Below are 14,659 nucleotides of genomic sequence, written 5' to 3'. Positions count from 1 at the left end.
GGATTAGCCCTCCTGCTTCTGCTGTGCGCGCTGGCGACGCTGGCCACCGCGGCGGGAGCGACCATTGCGGTCACGGCCACGGCCCTGCGCCGGAGCGTTCAGTTCGGACTCACGCACGCCACCGACGACGTCACCCTTGTAGATCCACACCTTGATGCCAATGCGGCCAAAGGTGGTGTGGGCCTCTGCGGTGCCGTAGTCGATTTCGGCGCGAAGGGTGTGCAGCGGAACGCGACCTTCGTGGTAGCGCTCAACGCGGGACATTTCAGCACCACCCAGGCGGCCGGACAGCAAAATCTTGATGCCCTTAACCTGTGGCTGGCGCATAGCGGACTGGATAGCCTTGCGCATTGCACGACGGAATGCAACACGGTTAACCAGCTGCTCCGCGATGGACTGAGCAACCAGGGTTGCGTTAGCGTCGACCTGCTTGACCTCGAGAATGTTGAGGGCAACCATCTTGCCGGTGAGCTTCTCCAGCTCACGGCGGATGCGGTCGGCCTCAGCGCCGCGGCGGCCGATCACGATGCCCGGGCGGGCAGTGTGAATGTCGACGCGGACGCGGTCGCGGGTGCGCTCGATGACGACGTCGGCGATGCCGGCGCGGTCGAGGCCCTTCTCCAGGTACTGGCGGATCTTGATGTCTTCGGCTACGTAGTTGGCGTAGTCCTTATCGGCGTACCAGTGGGTCTTCCAGTCGGAAGTGATGCCCAAACGTAGGCCGTGAGGATGGATCTTCTGGCCCATTACTTGGCCCCTTCCTTCTGGCTCTCGACAACCACGGTGATGTGGCTGGTGCGCTTACGAATCATGAATGCGCGGCCCTGTGCGCGCGGCTGGAAACGACGCATGGTCGGGCCCTCGTTGGCGTATGCCTCGGAGATGACCAGGGTGCGCGGATCCAGGCCGAAGTTGTTCTCTGCGTTGGCAGCTGCGGATGCAACAACCTTGGCTACCGGCTTAGCGGCGCCCTGCGGAGCGTACTTCAGGATTGCAAGTGCCTCGGCTACGGACTTACCGCGGACCAGGTCGATGACGCGGCGTGCCTTCATCGGGGTAACGCGGACGTAGCGAGCCGTTGCGGATGCGGAGGTGATGGTGTCACTCATCGCTTATCGACGTCCCTTCTTGTCGTCCTTGACGTGACCCTTAAAGGTCTTGGTGGGTGCGAACTCGCCGAGCTTGTGACCAACCATGGAATCCTCGACGAACACCGGCACATGCTTACGACCGTCGTGGACGGCGAAGGTGTGACCGATGAAGTCAGGAAGGATGGTGGAACGGCGAGACCAGGTCTTGATGACCTGCTTGGTGCCGGCCTCGTTCTGAGCATCTACCTTGTTGAGGAGGTGCTCATCGACGAACGGGCCCTTCTTCAGGCTGCGTGGCATTGTTTACCTCCTCTTAGCGCTTCTTGTTCGGGCGACGACGGCGCACGATCATGTTGTTCGAGTAACGGTTCGGGTTGCGGGTGCGGCCTTCCTTGTGGCCCCACGGCGACACCGGGTGGCGACCACCCGAGGTCTTACCCTCACCACCACCGTGCGGGTGGTCGACCGGGTTCATGACGACACCACGGACGGTCGGGCGGACGCCCTTCCAGCGCATACGGCCGGCCTTACCCCAGCGGATGTTCATCTGGTCAGCGTTGCCGACCTCACCCACGGTGGCGCGGCAACGGATGTCGACGCGACGGATTTCGGAGGACGGCATACGCAGAACCGCGTACTTGCCTTCCTTACCCAGCAGCTGGATGGAAGCACCAGCGGAGCGGGCCAGCTTAGCGCCAGCGCCCGGCTTGAGTTCCACAGCGTGGATGGTGGTACCGGTCGGGATGTTACGCAGCGGCAGGTTGTTACCAACCTTGATATCTGCGTTCGGGCCGGACTCGACGACGGTGCCCTGCTTCAGGCCCTTCGGGGCGATGATGTAGCGCTTCTCGCCATCTGCATAGTGCAGGAGAGCGATGTTAGCGGTACGGTTCGGGTCGTACTCGATGTGAGCGACCTTTGCAGGGATGCCGTCCTTGTCGGTACGACGGAAGTCGATCAGACGGTAACGGCGCTTGTGGCCACCGCCGATGTGGCGGGTGGTGATGCGGCCGTAGTTGTTACGACCACCGGTCTTGGTCAGCGGGCGCAGCAGGGACTTCTCCGGAGTGGAACGAGTGATCTCCTCGAACTGGGACACGGAGGATGCGCGGCGACCCGGAGTTGTCGGCTTGTACTTACGAATAGCCATAATTCTTCCTTTTCCTTATCGGCTCTTGGAGCCGTTCTGCTAGCTAGCAGAACCGCCGAAGACGTCGATGGAGTCGCTGCCTTCACGGAGCGTCACGTAGGCGCGCTTGGTGGACTTACGCTGACCGAAGCCGGTGCGGGTGCGCTTACGCTTACCTGCACGGTTCACGGTGTTGACGGAAGCAACCTTCACGCCGAAGATCTGCTCGACGGCATCTTTAATCTGGGTCTTGTTGGAGTCCGTGGAGACGTAGAACGTGTACACGTTCTGCTCCATCAGGCCGTAGGACTTCTCGGACACAACCGGTGCGATGATGACGTCGCGCGGGTTAGCGAGCTTAGCCATTACTTCTCCTCCTTAGCTTCCTCGGCAGCGCCGGTGGCGCGCTCGACGAAGGTGTGCAGAGCCTCAACGGAGAACACAACATCGTCCGAGTAGAGGACGTCGTAGGTGTTCAGCTGGCCGGCGTCCAGGATCTGGACGTTCGGCAGGTTGTTGGCGCTGCGGCGAGCATTGATGTCCTCGCGGCCGACGACCAGAAGAACGTTCTTGCGGTCGGTGAGGCGCTCGATGAAGGCCTTGGCCTGCTTGGTGGACGGGGTCTGACCCGGGACGAGCTCCTCGATGACGTGGATGCGCTCGTTGCGTGCACGGTCAGACAGTGCACCGTAGAGAGCAGCCTTGATCATGCGCTTTGGGGTGCGCTGGGAGTAGTCGCGCGGAACCGGGCCATGCACGGTGCCACCGCCGGTGTAGTGCGGTGCACGGATGGAGCCCTGGCGGGCGCGACCGGTGCCCTTCTGGCGGAACGGCTTACGGCCACCGCCGCGGACCTCGCCGCGAGTCTTGGTCTTGTGGGTGCCCTGGCGAGCAGCAGCAAGCTGAGCGTTGACAACCTGGTGCATCAAAGCGATGGATGCTTCGGTGTCAAAGAGCTCGGCCGGCAGCTCAACAGAGCCGTTGGTCTTACCGTCAGCGGTCTGGACGTCTAGCTTGAGGTTGCTCATGCGTGTGCACCGCCCTTCACTGCGGTCTTAACGGTGACGAGGCCACCGCGCGCACCCGGGATAGCACCCTTGATGAGCAGCAGGTTGGACTCGGCATCAATCTTCTGAATCTTCAGGTTCTGGGTGGTCACGCGGTCCTGGCCCATGCGGCCAGCCATGCGCTTACCCTTGAAGACGCGGCCCGGGAACGAAGCGCCACCAATACCACCAACGCGGCGGTGAGCGGCCTGGTTACCGTGGGCAGCGCCCTGGCCTGCGAAGCCGTGGCGCTTCATGGCGCCGGCGTAGCCGTGGCCCTTGGTGGTGCCGGTGACGTCAACGAAGGTTACACCCTCGAAGATGTCCACCTTGACCTCCTGGCCAACCTCATATGCAGAGGTGTCATCCATGCGGATTTCAGCAACGTGGCGACGCGGGGTCACGCCAGCCTTCTTGAAGTGACCAGCGGCCGGCTTGTTGGCCTTGCGCGGGTCCTTCTCGCCGAAGGCAATCTGGATGGCGTTGTAGCCATCGGTTTCTGCGGTACGAATCTGGGTAACCACGCACGGCCCAGCTTCGACGACGGTGACCGGCACAACGCGGTTCTCCTCGTCGAAGACCTGGGTCATGCCGAGCTTGGTGCCCAGAATGCCCTTGATCTCGTTTTCACTCATAATTAGTTCTCCACCAAATACGTTGTGTCGATCGCTTACTGGATATTCACGTCGACGCTTGCCGGAAGGTCGATGCGCATAAGAGCGTCAACGGTCTTCGGGGTCGGGTCGAGAATGTCGATGAGGCGCTTGTGAGTGCGCATCTCGAAGTGCTCGCGAGAGTCCTTGTACTTGTGCGGAGAACGAATAACGGCGTATACGTTCTTCTCGGTTGGGAGCGGCACCGGACCAACTACACGGGCACCCGTACGGGTAACGGTCTCAACGATCTTCTTGGCAGAAGCGTCGATAGCCTCGTGGTCGTAGGCCTTCAGCCGAATGCGGATCTTTTGTCCCGCCACGCTTATCCTCTTCCTCGCTTCCCCACTTTCACATTCCCGGCGTATCCGGGGCGTGAAGCGGTGGGAAATTGCTTCTCGATTTCTCTATAACGTTGTCCGGGCTTGGAGCCTTGGCGCAACGCCAGTTGTCTGACTGTCATGACGACCACGAGGTGCAGCAGAAGGCAAATGCCCACCGTGCAGTGCTCATGACGGGGTACAAGACCCGTAGTCAAAGTCAATAGGAAGAAGACTGGGGCGTTCGATCAGAGATCTGCAACCAAAGTCTTATTCATATACTGCCGCTGTTTATTTGCCATGCTCCTTCTCCGGTCCATCGTCTCGGGGGTGTCTCTGCTCAAACGCGGACCTAGCCCGATCGGATGACCTTCGAGTGCGGCCCTCACGAGCCTCACAACAAAGGTGTCATGTTCGCTTTACCAGCAACAACGCCCTACAAGCTCCTGCCTGCGGCCACGTTGCTGTGTTAAAGCAACCCCTGTATTTAAGCATGTAACCTCCCGTTTTCCAAACCGCTACGGAAACCGTGCCGAAAATCACGTTTTGGCTAAAGTTTTTGCTCTGCACCCCACGACTCAACTATTCGCCTCTAGACTCGGTGTATGGCGAGCGTGCGACGCTCGAATGACTAACCCCCGATTCGAACTGAGAAGGTTTCACCATGGCTGACAACACCACACCGAAGGACGTCGCAGAGAACACCAAGGCAGCTACCCCGGCTGCTCAGGCAGAGCGCAACGAGAATTTGGAAACCGACTTCGGCACTACCAGCATTGATGACGTCGTCGTCTCCAAGATTGCTGGCATTGCCGCCCGCGAAGTCTCTGGCGTCGCTGCACTCGGCGGCGGCGGTGCTCGCATGATGGGCTCAATTCGTGAGTCCTTTGGCGCTTCTGAGGACGTTCGTCAGGGTGTCACGGTCGAGGTTGCCAATGGATCCGCCAACATCGATATCGCCATCATCGCTGAGTACGGTGTGGCCATCCACGAGCTGGCTGAGGCAATCCGCCGCAACATCATGAATGCCGTGGAGCGCATGACTGGCCTGTCCGTCAACCGTGTCGACGTCGTTGTCCACGACGTCAAGCTGCCGAAGGACGAGAACGAGCAGGAGGACACCACCCCGGCAATCTCCCAGGGACAGGCCTAAGTGAGTCAGCAGCCCCCACAACTCACGGCGGAGGATGCCCACGCTATTGAGGAAGCGGTGACGGGCCTGCGGGGCGTCGCCAAGCTCAGCGGCGGACGCTTCGGCGAAGTCGCACTGCTCTTCCCAGGCGAGCGCATCTACGGAATCTCACGCCCCTCGCCGCGGGACGATACGCGCCTCGAAGTACACATCGTTGTTGACGTCAGCGCGGGCGAGCCTTTAGCGGCGCTCGGCGCCGCCATTCGTGACACCGTCCGCAGCACCTGGCCCGGAGCACGCACTGTCGACGTTGTCTTCGCGGATGCCGTTGAGTCCGCCGGATCCCCACAGAACTAAGGAAAACCATGAAGAACTACACCTCCCTCGGCGTCCTCGCCGGCTTGGTTCTCGCCTTTTTCATCTACCTCGGCGTCTGGTACGTCGTACTCGCGGTTCTACTGGCCGCGATTGGCGGCGTTGTCGGCGCACACTTCGACGGCCGCATCGACCTCACCGCCGTGTGGAAAGGCGTGGTCGGCCAGGATAGAGGCCAAGGCTAGTGACGACTCCGTTCGACGAGATCCCCACGGCGCAGGGCCGCACTCAGTTCTCGCTGCGGGCGATGGAAAAGGTTATTCATGTCGCCATCGCCAGTGTCCCGGGAACTGCGGCTGTCGACGCCAAACTGGCCGGCCTTGCTGGACGCGCTTTCCCGCGCGTCATGGCGCAGATGGATCCGGACGCGAAGGTCGTCGCGGTTGATGCCGATATCGCCGTGTATTGGCCCTCCCCGGTGACCGACGTGGCGTCGGCTGTACGCTCCGCCATTTCAGATACCGTCCGTGATTTCACCGGCTTTCGCACGACGCGCGTCAACGTGACGGTGGGCGGTGCAGTCGCTGGTGAACGGACCTCTGCACTGGCCGTATCGACGCGCACTCCGCTTGTCGCGCAGATTCCAGCAATTGTGCCTGCGCAGGAGCTCAAGGAGATTAAAACATCACAAGGTGTGGCGGTCCGCCAGATCGCTGTCCCCGCAGCTCCCGCCGTACGTGGGGTGGCGACTCCCCAGGCAGTACAGGTTCGCACCTCTGGTTTCGGGCCTTCCCCGCAGCGCTATGACGAGTTGCGTGACATCACCACGGCACCAGAGCAGCCTTTACGACACACCCGCGATCCGCAGCCAGCTACTGTGCGGTCGGTGACCATGCCAAGCGAATTCCGCCCACGTTCGGTCGACGTCCCCCGTCCGCTGCAACCACGACCAGTATCCGCACCGCACCCCATGGCCCTGCGCAAGGTCGACGTTCCACGCCCGGTAGAGCCGCACCACGTTACGGCCCCGCGCGCCACAGCGCTCCGCACGCCGCAAGTCGCGCCGAGCGCTACGTCGCGCAACCTCCGCCCGATTGAAATCCGGCCCTCGGCGGATTTCACCCGCCGCGTCGACATACCTCGCCCTACGCCACTGCGCGCAATTACCATCACCCCGTTTGCCGAAGGAGCCCACCATGAGTGATTCGACTCTGCCCGTCGGCTTAGGCCAACGTCCCAAGGCCTCACCGCCCGCACGCACGTGGACCGTTATCCTTGGCATCGTGCTCATCGCCGGTGCCGCCGTAGCAGGTCGCGAGGCCTGGGTTGTCGGCGCCGATGAGGGCGGTCAGTCATGGCTGCAACCGTTCATTGATGTCATGTCAAAGCCAGACATCGAGACGTGGATGCTGATTGGCGGTGGCATCGGCATCCTTGTCGGCCTTATCCTGCTGTGGGCGGCCTGTGCACCGCGTAAGACTACCCACGTCACTATCGCCTCGGAGGAAGCGTCGATGTGGTTGCGTGCTGTTGATATTGCGCGCGTGGCGTCGGCGTCTGCCCGCCGAGTACCGGGTGCCAGCGCCGCGCGCAGCCGCGCGAAGATTTCCTCGAACCGCGCCCAGGTCACTGTCACTGCGACGGGCGATCTCGAGGACTCCCAGCTCAAGGAGCGCGTGACGGATGCAGTTACCGCTGCGCTCGCCGCCGTCTCCCCCACCCCCGAGCTCACCGTTCACATCGAGAACGACCAAGAGGAGATCGCCAATGTCTAAGACACTCGCCGGCGTGGACCGGGTTATTCTCGCCATTCTTGGGCTCTTACTCATCGCGTTGGGTGCGTGGCCGATTCTCATTCACTTCGACGTCGGATTCGCTACGTACCTGGCCGATTGGGTCGACCACGAGACGTGGGCAGGACTTCCGAAGCAGTCGTGGTGGGTCTATGCCCTCGCTGCTGCCACTGTGGTAATGGCATTGGTAGGCCTGTGGCTTATCATCGCGAATCTGCGCCACCGCCGCTTCAACGTGGTGCATTCCGACGCCTCCAATGAAGACGGCGCCATCAAAACCAGCATGAATGCCATCGCTGGTGCTGTCGCCGACACGTTGGCCAACGTCGAAGGCGTTGAGAAGGTCTCACGGCTCGTCGCCTACGACCGCGCACGCCCCACACTCCAGTACGAAATCCTCGCAGACCCGGACACCCCGATTCTGCGCATTAAGGATGCCATCGAAGTCAATGACCAGGACTTCCGTGCAGCGTTTCCTGATGCGGATGTGGACACGACGTACAAGGTACATTTCACCAAGGTGCGCAGCTCCGGCGTCTAGTTAGCTCGCCCTACTGGGCACTCCCCATACCCGCCAACTACACCACGGTTGGCGGGCCCATCGGCGATCCGGAAAACAGTTAGCGCGGGCACCACGGCTCCGATTCCACGAGGGTCACCTCTACCACCTCGCCGAAAGAGTGCTGTGTTCCGCGGGAAAGGTCGACCGTCAAGGGCACCCCGACAGCGCACTCGTCGATGCGATGCCATGAAAAATCTGTGCGGACTAACTCGCGGTTCTTGCGCTCCGTGACGTGGAGGCCATGGTCGAGAATGATCGTCTCCTCCGCGGTACGGATGAACCATACTCTGTCACCAACGCTGCGGCGCGTGAGACCACTAAGGGAACGATTGTCTTCGCGAAGGCGCGTCACCGACTCGACGACGCCATAGCGGTGCTCAAATCCTTCGCTATCGGACAGGACGAGCGGCCGACCAGGACCAACCGGCCGCAGCGCAGACACCTTCCACGCGACCGGCTGCCCCCTCTCCCCTTCCTTGGTCACGGGCCGCACAACCACCTGAGAGGAACCCTGCGTGGCTACCAGCGTAACTCTGTGGGAATCGGTGACGGCGAGCCACAGGCCGTGGGTGACGAGGGAGGCGTCGGAAAGCGGAATGAGCGGAGGATGCACCTGCGCCATCGCCTCCAGCCGGGCAGTGAGCTCGTCGTCGGACACACCCCAGCCATATCCTTCCGCCGCGAGCATGCCGAAGAGAGTACCTAGGGGCAGATCAGGCTGACCCTCCCAGGCGGAGCGAAGAGCCCCTAAAGTGCGGTCGATGCGAGTCGGATCAAACATGATACCCCAGCCTAGTCTTTCGTCGATCGCAAAAGCCGCCCAACCCCACTGGGATTGGGCGGCTCAAGGATGCTACTACATCCCGCTAATCAGCTGATTAGGCGATGATCTTGGTAACACGGCCAGCGCCGACGGTACGGGAGCCCTCGCGGATAGCGAAGCGCAGGCCCTCGTCCATAGCGACCGGCTGGATCAGCTCAACGGTCATCTCAACGTTGTCGCCCGGCATGACCATCTCGGTGCCCTCCGGCAGCTTGATGACGCCGGTAACGTCGGTGGTACGGAAGTAGAACTGCGGACGGTAGTTGTCCATGAACGGGGTGTGGCGGCCGCCCTCTTCCTTCTTCAGGACGTAGACGGAACCCTCGAACTTGGTGTGCGGGGTGTAAGCGCCCGGCTTGATGCAGACCTGGCCACGCTCAACCTCTTCACGCTTGGTACCACGCAGAAGCAGACCACAGTTGTCGCCAGCCTCGGTGTAGTCCATCATCTTGCGGAACATCTCGATACCGGTAACGGTGGTGGACATGGACTTGTCCTTGATACCGATGATTTCGATGTCCTCGTTGACGTTCAGGGAGCCACGCTCAACACGGCCGGTAACAACGGTACCGCGGCCGGTAATGGTGAAGATGTCCTCGATCGGCATCAGGAACGGCTTGTCCAGCTCGCGCTCCGGATCCGGAATGGAGTCATCGCAAGCCTGCATCAGGTCGACGACGGACTGTACCCACTTCTCGTCGCCCTCAAGAGCCTTCAGAGCGGAGATGTGAACGATCGGAGCGTCCTCATCGTAGTCCTGCTCAGCGAGCAGCTCGCGGATCTCCATCTCGACGAGCTCGATGATTTCCTCATCGTCAACCATGTCGCACTTGTTCAGTGCAACGAGGATGTACGGAACGCCAACCTGGCGAGCGAGCAGAACGTGCTCACGAGTCTGCGGCATCGGGCCATCGGTTGCAGCAACAACCAGGATGGCGCCGTCCATCTGAGCAGCACCGGTAATCATGTTCTTGATGTAGTCGGCGTGGCCCGGGGCGTCCACGTGTGCGTAGTGGCGCTTCGGGGTGGAGTACTCAACGTGGGAGATGTTGATGGTAATACCGCGCTCCTTCTCCTCAGGAGCCTTATCGATCATGTCGAAGGCGAAAGCGGTGTTCTCCTCCGGGTAAGCGTCAGCCAGAACCTTGGTGATCGCTGCGGTGGTGGTGGTCTTGCCGTGGTCGACGTGTCCGATGGTGCCGATGTTCACATGCGGCTTCGTACGCTCGAACTTCTCCTTTGCCACTGTTTGTCCTCCTGGACTCTATGGCGGCTACGTATTTCGCAGCCACGTGGTTTGTATTGCCATTGGCACTTCGGGCCGGGCCCATAAGCGCTAATGACGCTTTCTTTACGTGCCAGTTACACGATCCTAGATTTATGCCGCAGTTTTTTCAAACTGCCTCTTTAGGAGGTAACCCCGCGCATAACGTGCGGTCGTTGACCCTCGACAAGAATCAATTAGCAGGATCCTGGGAGGGTAACGGCCGGCTCAACACACACATCCTTTGGTGCGCACTCAGCCGACCGCTACCCCCAGTGCAGAGAGCTGGCGGTCTACTGGCGAAGACTACCAGCCCTGCAATGCGGGCTAAACGGCGGGGCCGCTTAGGCCTTGCTGCCGGTGCGCTCCTCAATGATCTCCTGTGCCACGGAGGACGGAACCTCAGCGTAGGAATCGAAGACCATGGTGAAGTTTGCACGGCCGGCGGTGGAGGAACGCAGGTCACCGATGTAACCGAACATCTCGGAAAGCGGTACCTTTGCCTTCACGACCTTGGCGCCGGAGCGGTCCTCCATGGAGAAGACCTGGCCACGGCGGGAGGAGATGTCACCGTTAACGGTACCCATGTACTCCTCCGGGGTAACGACCTCAACTGCCATGACCGGCTCAAGCAGAACCGGCTTTGCCTTGGCAACGGCCTCCTTGAGGACCTGGGAGCCAGCGAGCTTGAAGGCCATCTCAGAGGAGTCAACGTCGTGGTAAGCGCCATCCTCGAGGGTGGCCTTGATGTTCACCAGCGGGAAGCCAGCGAGGTAGCCGTACTGCATAGCATCCTGGATACCAGCGTCGACGGACGGGATGTACTCCTTCGGCACGCGGCCACCGGTGACGGCGTTCTCGAACTTGTAGGTTGCGGACTCGCCCTCTTCCAGGGTCTCCGGGTCCGGGTTGTACGGCTCGATGGTGCAGATGACCTTTGCGAACTGACCAGAACCACCGGTCTGCTTCTTGTGGGTGTAGTCCAGGGACTCGACCTTCTTGCGGATGGTCTCGCGGTAAGCAACCTGCGGGTTACCGATGTTTGCCTCAACCTTGAACTCGCGCTTCATGCGGTCAACAAGAACGTCGAGGTGAAGCTCGCCCATACCGCCGATAACGGTCTGGCCGGTCTCTTCGTCGAGCTCAACGGTGAAGGTCGGGTCCTCAGCAGCAAGCTTCTGAATAGCGGTACCCAGCTTCTCCTGGTCAGCCTTGGTCTTCGGCTCGATGGAGACCTTGATAACCGGGTCCGGGAAGTCCATGGACTCGAGGATGATCTGGTCATCCTTGTCACACAGGGTGTCACCGGTGGTGGTTTCCTTCAGACCAATGACGGCGTAGATGTTGCCGGCATCTGCCTGCTCAACCGGGTTCTCCTTGTTGGCGTGCATCTGGAAGAGCTTGCCGATGCGCTCCTTCTTACCCTTGGTGGAGTTCATAACCTCGGTACCCGGAACAACCTGGCCGGAGTACACGCGGGTGAAGGTCAGCTGACCGAAGAACGGGTGAGCAGCAATCTTGAAAGCCAGAGCGGAGAACGGGGACTCAATGGACGGCTTACGGGTGATGACCTCGTCCTCGTTGCCAACAGCGTGGCCCTGGATCTCGCCAATGTCGAGCGGGTTCGGCAGGTAGTCCACAACAGCGTCAAGCAGCGGCTGGACGCCCTTGTTGCGGTATGCGGTACCGCACAGCACCGGGTAGATCTCGGAGTTGATGGTCATCTTGCGGATGGCAGCCTTGATCTCTTCCTTCGTCAGCTCCTCGCCGCCGAAGTACTTCTCCATGAGCTCCTCATCAGACTCAGCGACAGCCTCGAGCAGCTTCTCACGGTACTCTTCAGCCTTCTCCTGCAGGTCGGCCGGGATCTCCTCGATGGTCGGCTCAGCACCGGTTTCGACCTTGCCGCGCCAGGTGATGGCTTTCATGTCGATAAGGTCGACGACGCCGTCAAAGTCATCCTCAGCACCGATCGGCAGCTGCATTACCAACGGCTTCGCGCCGAGGCGGTCGATAATGGTCTGGACGGTGAAGTAGAAATCCGCACCCAGCTTGTCCATCTTGTTCACGAAGCAGATACGCGGCACGTCGTACTTAGCAGCCTGACGCCACACCTGCTCGGACTGCGGCTCAACGCCCTCCTTGCCGTCGAAGACGGCAACGGCGCCATCGAGAACACGCAGGGAACGCTCAACCTCAACGGTGAAGTCCACGTGGCCCGGGGTGTCAATGATGTTGATCTGGTTGTTGTCCCAGAAACAGGTCACAGCAGCGGACGTAATGGTGATGCCGCGTTCCTTCTCCTGCTCCATCCAGTCAGTGGTGGAAGCACCATCGTGGGTCTCGCCGACCTTACGGTTGATACCGGTGTAGAAGAGAATGCGCTCGGTCGTGGTGGTCTTACCAGCATCGATGTGAGCCATGATGCCGATGTTGCGGACCTTGTGCAGATCCTTAAGCACTTGTTGTGCCACGGTTTATACCCCAACTTAATGTGTCGTCGACGCCGCATTTCCTCACTCATCAACTTCCACGTCAATGAGGCAAGTCCGACGTCTTCATGGATAGGTCTTGGTCTATTTTGCCACGTCTGGGCTAGCGCGGCAGCGCGAGGCGCCTAATACACCTCACTTGTGGGCTGCCACTGTCCCGTTGTGCATGTTACTGCATCCACTATGTGGCCGTGCATGCAGGGCGTTCGATTCCCAGATACAAAAATGGCCCGAACAACGCTATTAAAGTTTGTGGTCCGCACTGTGTGCGCCGCCATACCCCATTAAAGGGCGCCGGCGCGCACTGTTAGTGCAGGTAAACGATGATGTCGTTGTTCGGGCCATGATGCCATGTGGCGAATTTTCCGCAGGGATTACCAGCGGTAGTGGGCGAAGGCACGGTTAGCCTCAGCCATCTTGTGAGTATCCTCACGGCGCTTGACGGAAGCACCCAGGCCGTTGGAAGCATCCAGGATCTCGTTAGCGAGACGCTCGATCATGGTGTTCTCACGACGCTGACGGGTGAAGGTCACCAGCCAACGCAGAGCCAGGGTGTTAGCGCGAGCCGGCTTAACCTCAACCGGCACCTGGTAGGTAGCGCCACCCACGCGGCGGGAGCGAACCTCGAGGTCCGGGCGGATGTTGCCCAGAGCCTTCTCCAGGGTGCCGACCGGATCGGTACCGGTCTTCTCGCGGCAAGCCTCGAGAGCACCGTAGACGATGCGCTCGGCGGTGGACTTCTTGCCGTCCAGCAGGATCTTGTTCACGAGCATGGTGACCTGCTCGGAGTTGTAAACCGGGTCCTTAACTACAGGACGCTTCGGTGCAGCATTCTTACGCATTGTTGATTACTGTCCCTTCTTTGCGCCGTAGCGGGAACGAGCCTGCTTACGGTCCTTCACGCCCTGGGTATCCAGTGCGCCACGGATAATCTTGTAACGAACACCCGGGAGGTCCTTCACACGACCACCGCGGACGAGCACCATGGAGTGCTCCTGAAGGTTGTGGCCCTCACCCGGAATGTAGGCAGAAACCTCGATACCGGAGGTCAGGCGCACACGGGCAACCTTACGGAGTGCCGAGTTCGGCTTCTTCGGGGTGGTGGTGTACACGCGGGTGCACACGCCGCGGCGCTGCGGGGAGCCCTTGAGGGCGGCCGTAGCAACCTTGGCCTTCTTGTCGTGGCGGCCCTTGCGGACCAGCTGCTGAATAGTTGGCATAGATCTTGTCTTTCTGTATGACTTCGGCTTCTACTGATCAAGGAAGGTGCGTCAAACATGCAAAAATAGGGGCTCTTCTCCGGGGCCCTTCCGCATGTCCAGAACTTCCCTCGACCACGAACGGCCGAGAAACTGATCAGACTTTTCATCTCACCAAAGATGAAACCGTTGGTTAGAGTACCACCAGCCCCCTGATCTGCCCAAATCCCAGAGTCGCTAGCTCCATTCCCAGGTCAGGTCGGCCTCAGCAGCCAGCTCGGCGAAGTAATTTTTCTCCTGGTTTTCCCATGTCTCAAACCACTCTTCATAGTCTGGGTCGCGCTCCAGCGCACGCTGGCGGCGCTGCTCGCGGGGGCCATCGATACGCACGGTCACCACAGAACCACGCTGCTGCGCTGCCGCGATGTTCTCCGCAGTGACGCAGCCAACGCCTTCAACGATAAGGTCGTCTCGCACGTCAAGGCTCGCCCAATCCCTAGGTGCGTTGGCCTCCCAATCCCAGCGCCAATAGCCTGGATTGTTCTCTCGCAGAACTTGCTCGGCCACCATGACGGAGCCGGCCTCGAGGCCGTGCCAGCCTGGATAAAACTCGTCGAGGTGCACCACTCGCCACCCTGTGCGCTCGGCTAAAGCCACTGATGCCCAGGTCTTGCCGGCTCCGGATGGGCCGTCGATCAACACGGTCACTGGTTTCATCGGACGTTTTCGCGAGTCGGAGAGCTTGACGACGTCCTCCAACAGCCGTTCCATCTGACTGTTGTAGTCAGCATCTTGCGTGTCCTGCATGTGTTTGTTTTCACCACTTCTGGGTTTGCGCGT

General features: G+C 60.5%; 20 protein-coding genes. 6 read left to right on the top strand and 14 right to left on the bottom strand.

Going from position 1 to position 14,659, the window contains the following annotated elements; genetic code table 11:
- Positions 1–3: 3 nt before the first annotated feature.
- From rpsC to rpsJ, 8 genes are read right to left on the bottom strand one after another with little or no spacing between them, the layout of a single operon-like run.
- On the bottom strand, positions 4–747 hold the full coding sequence (gene rpsC, locus CSING_RS02175) for a 30S ribosomal protein S3 (protein WP_042529299.1): 744 nt from the start codon (positions 745–747) through the stop codon (positions 4–6).
- Positions 747–1,109 (bottom strand): 50S ribosomal protein L22, encoded by a 363-nt coding sequence (gene rplV / locus CSING_RS02170; protein ID WP_042529297.1) that lies wholly within the window; start codon positions 1,107–1,109, stop codon positions 747–749. Before rplV ends, rpsC begins: the two co-directional genes overlap by 1 nt.
- 3 nt (positions 1,110–1,112) lie before the next feature.
- Complete coding sequence (gene rpsS / locus CSING_RS02165; protein ID WP_010189646.1) at positions 1,113–1,391, bottom strand: 30S ribosomal protein S19; 279 nt, start codon at positions 1,389–1,391, stop codon at positions 1,113–1,115.
- A 13-nt stretch (positions 1,392–1,404) separates the two neighbouring features.
- Positions 1,405–2,241: a 50S ribosomal protein L2 gene (gene rplB, locus CSING_RS02160; protein WP_042529295.1), complete on the bottom strand. Its 837-nt coding sequence runs from the start codon at positions 2,239–2,241 to the stop codon at positions 1,405–1,407.
- 39 nt (positions 2,242–2,280) lie between these two features.
- Positions 2,281–2,586 (bottom strand): 50S ribosomal protein L23, encoded by a 306-nt coding sequence (rplW, locus tag CSING_RS02155; protein WP_042529293.1) that lies wholly within the window; start codon positions 2,584–2,586, stop codon positions 2,281–2,283.
- Entirely contained in the window at positions 2,586–3,248 is a 663-nt protein-coding gene (rplD, locus tag CSING_RS02150; protein WP_042529291.1) for a 50S ribosomal protein L4, read from the bottom strand. The genes rplW and rplD overlap by 1 nt, the downstream gene beginning before the upstream one ends.
- Positions 3,245–3,901, bottom strand: a complete 657-nt coding sequence (rplC, locus tag CSING_RS02145) for a 50S ribosomal protein L3 (protein ID WP_042529289.1) — start codon at positions 3,899–3,901, stop codon at positions 3,245–3,247. The genes rplD and rplC overlap by 4 nt, the downstream gene beginning before the upstream one ends.
- A 35-nt stretch (positions 3,902–3,936) precedes the next feature.
- On the bottom strand, positions 3,937–4,242 hold the full coding sequence (rpsJ, locus tag CSING_RS02140; RefSeq protein ID WP_003848085.1) for a 30S ribosomal protein S10: 306 nt from the start codon (positions 4,240–4,242) through the stop codon (positions 3,937–3,939).
- A gap of 661 nt (positions 4,243–4,903) precedes the next feature.
- Here rpsJ and CSING_RS02135 point away from each other — a divergent pair.
- The 6 genes from CSING_RS02135 to CSING_RS02110 are packed head-to-tail and all read left to right on the top strand — an operon-like array spanning position 4,904 to position 8,020.
- Entirely contained in the window at positions 4,904–5,392 is a 489-nt protein-coding gene (locus CSING_RS02135) for an Asp23/Gls24 family envelope stress response protein (protein ID WP_042529287.1), read from the top strand.
- Positions 5,393–5,728 carry a hypothetical protein gene (locus tag CSING_RS02130; protein ID WP_042529285.1) on the top strand — a complete coding sequence of 112 codons (336 nt, stop codon included), beginning with the start codon at positions 5,393–5,395 and terminating at the stop codon, positions 5,726–5,728.
- An 8-nt stretch (positions 5,729–5,736) separates the two neighbouring features.
- On the top strand, positions 5,737–5,931 hold the full coding sequence (locus CSING_RS02125) for a hypothetical protein (RefSeq protein ID WP_042529283.1): 195 nt from the start codon (positions 5,737–5,739) through the stop codon (positions 5,929–5,931).
- On the top strand, positions 5,931–6,890 hold the full coding sequence (locus CSING_RS02120; protein WP_236684007.1) for an Asp23/Gls24 family envelope stress response protein: 960 nt from the start codon (positions 5,931–5,933) through the stop codon (positions 6,888–6,890). Before CSING_RS02125 ends, CSING_RS02120 begins: the two co-directional genes overlap by 1 nt.
- Complete coding sequence (locus CSING_RS02115) at positions 6,883–7,461, top strand: DUF6286 domain-containing protein (protein ID WP_042529281.1); 579 nt, start codon at positions 6,883–6,885, stop codon at positions 7,459–7,461. Before CSING_RS02120 ends, CSING_RS02115 begins: the two co-directional genes overlap by 8 nt.
- Entirely contained in the window at positions 7,454–8,020 is a 567-nt protein-coding gene (locus CSING_RS02110) for a hypothetical protein (RefSeq protein ID WP_042529279.1), read from the top strand. The genes CSING_RS02115 and CSING_RS02110 overlap by 8 nt, the downstream gene beginning before the upstream one ends.
- Positions 8,021–8,099: 79 nt before the next feature.
- On the opposite strand, the gene CSING_RS02105 is transcribed toward CSING_RS02110, so the two are convergent.
- The 6 genes from CSING_RS02105 to CSING_RS02080 form a co-directional block, all read right to left on the bottom strand.
- The gene (locus CSING_RS02105; RefSeq protein WP_042529277.1) at positions 8,100–8,822 is read right to left on the bottom strand and encodes a hypothetical protein; all 723 of its coding nucleotides are present in this window, start codon (positions 8,820–8,822) and stop codon (positions 8,100–8,102) included.
- 97 nt (positions 8,823–8,919) lie between these two features.
- Complete coding sequence (gene tuf, locus CSING_RS02100) at positions 8,920–10,110, bottom strand: elongation factor Tu (RefSeq protein WP_042529275.1); 1,191 nt, start codon at positions 10,108–10,110, stop codon at positions 8,920–8,922.
- 362 nt (positions 10,111–10,472) lie between these two features.
- A complete protein-coding gene (gene fusA, locus CSING_RS02095) occupies positions 10,473–12,602 on the bottom strand; it encodes an elongation factor G (protein WP_042529272.1) in 2,130 nt (709 codons plus the stop codon).
- A gap of 392 nt (positions 12,603–12,994) precedes the next feature.
- Complete coding sequence (gene rpsG / locus CSING_RS02090) at positions 12,995–13,462, bottom strand: 30S ribosomal protein S7 (protein WP_042529270.1); 468 nt, start codon at positions 13,460–13,462, stop codon at positions 12,995–12,997.
- 6 nt (positions 13,463–13,468) lie between these two features.
- Positions 13,469–13,840, bottom strand: a complete 372-nt coding sequence (gene rpsL / locus CSING_RS02085; RefSeq protein ID WP_005286791.1) for a 30S ribosomal protein S12 — start codon at positions 13,838–13,840, stop codon at positions 13,469–13,471.
- 216 nt (positions 13,841–14,056) lie between these two features.
- Complete coding sequence (locus tag CSING_RS02080; protein ID WP_042529267.1) at positions 14,057–14,626, bottom strand: isopentenyl transferase family protein; 570 nt, start codon at positions 14,624–14,626, stop codon at positions 14,057–14,059.
- Between the last annotated feature and the right edge of the window lie 33 nt (positions 14,627–14,659).

This window comes from Corynebacterium singulare, assembly GCF_000833575.1.
Lineage (GTDB): Bacteria > Actinomycetota > Actinomycetes > Mycobacteriales > Mycobacteriaceae > Corynebacterium > Corynebacterium singulare.
This window is presented reverse-complemented; position numbering and strand designations above follow the sequence as displayed.

What these genes read in the sequence shown, in the direction of transcription:
- rplV (WP_042529297.1), bottom strand. Translation starts at nt 1,109, where the DNA reads ATGAGTGACACCATCACCTCCGCATCCGCAACGGCTCGCTACGTCCGC.
- rpsS (WP_010189646.1), bottom strand. Translation starts at nt 1,391, where the DNA reads ATGCCACGCAGCCTGAAGAAGGGCCCGTTCGTCGATGAGCACCTCCTC.
- rplD (WP_042529291.1), bottom strand. Translation starts at nt 3,248, where the DNA reads ATGAGCAACCTCAAGCTAGACGTCCAGACCGCTGACGGTAAGACCAAC.
- CSING_RS02105 (WP_042529277.1), bottom strand. Translation starts at nt 8,822, where the DNA reads ATGTTTGATCCGACTCGCATCGACCGCACTTTAGGGGCTCTTCGCTCC.
- rplC (WP_042529289.1), bottom strand. Translation starts at nt 3,901, where the DNA reads ATGAGTGAAAACGAGATCAAGGGCATTCTGGGCACCAAGCTCGGCATG.
- CSING_RS02115 (WP_042529281.1), top strand. Translation starts at nt 6,883, where the DNA reads ATGAGTGATTCGACTCTGCCCGTCGGCTTAGGCCAACGTCCCAAGGCC.
- rplW (WP_042529293.1), bottom strand. Translation starts at nt 2,586, where the DNA reads ATGGCTAAGCTCGCTAACCCGCGCGACGTCATCATCGCACCGGTTGTG.
- rpsG (WP_042529270.1), bottom strand. Translation starts at nt 13,462, where the DNA reads ATGCGTAAGAATGCTGCACCGAAGCGTCCTGTAGTTAAGGACCCGGTT.
- rpsL (WP_005286791.1), bottom strand. Translation starts at nt 13,840, where the DNA reads ATGCCAACTATTCAGCAGCTGGTCCGCAAGGGCCGCCACGACAAGAAG.
- rpsC (WP_042529299.1), bottom strand. Translation starts at nt 747, where the DNA reads ATGGGCCAGAAGATCCATCCTCACGGCCTACGTTTGGGCATCACTTCC.
- CSING_RS02125 (WP_042529283.1), top strand. Translation starts at nt 5,737, where the DNA reads ATGAAGAACTACACCTCCCTCGGCGTCCTCGCCGGCTTGGTTCTCGCC.
- CSING_RS02110 (WP_042529279.1), top strand. Translation starts at nt 7,454, where the DNA reads ATGTCTAAGACACTCGCCGGCGTGGACCGGGTTATTCTCGCCATTCTT.
- CSING_RS02080 (WP_042529267.1), bottom strand. Translation starts at nt 14,626, where the DNA reads ATGCAGGACACGCAAGATGCTGACTACAACAGTCAGATGGAACGGCTG.
- CSING_RS02135 (WP_042529287.1), top strand. Translation starts at nt 4,904, where the DNA reads ATGGCTGACAACACCACACCGAAGGACGTCGCAGAGAACACCAAGGCA.
- rplB (WP_042529295.1), bottom strand. Translation starts at nt 2,241, where the DNA reads ATGGCTATTCGTAAGTACAAGCCGACAACTCCGGGTCGCCGCGCATCC.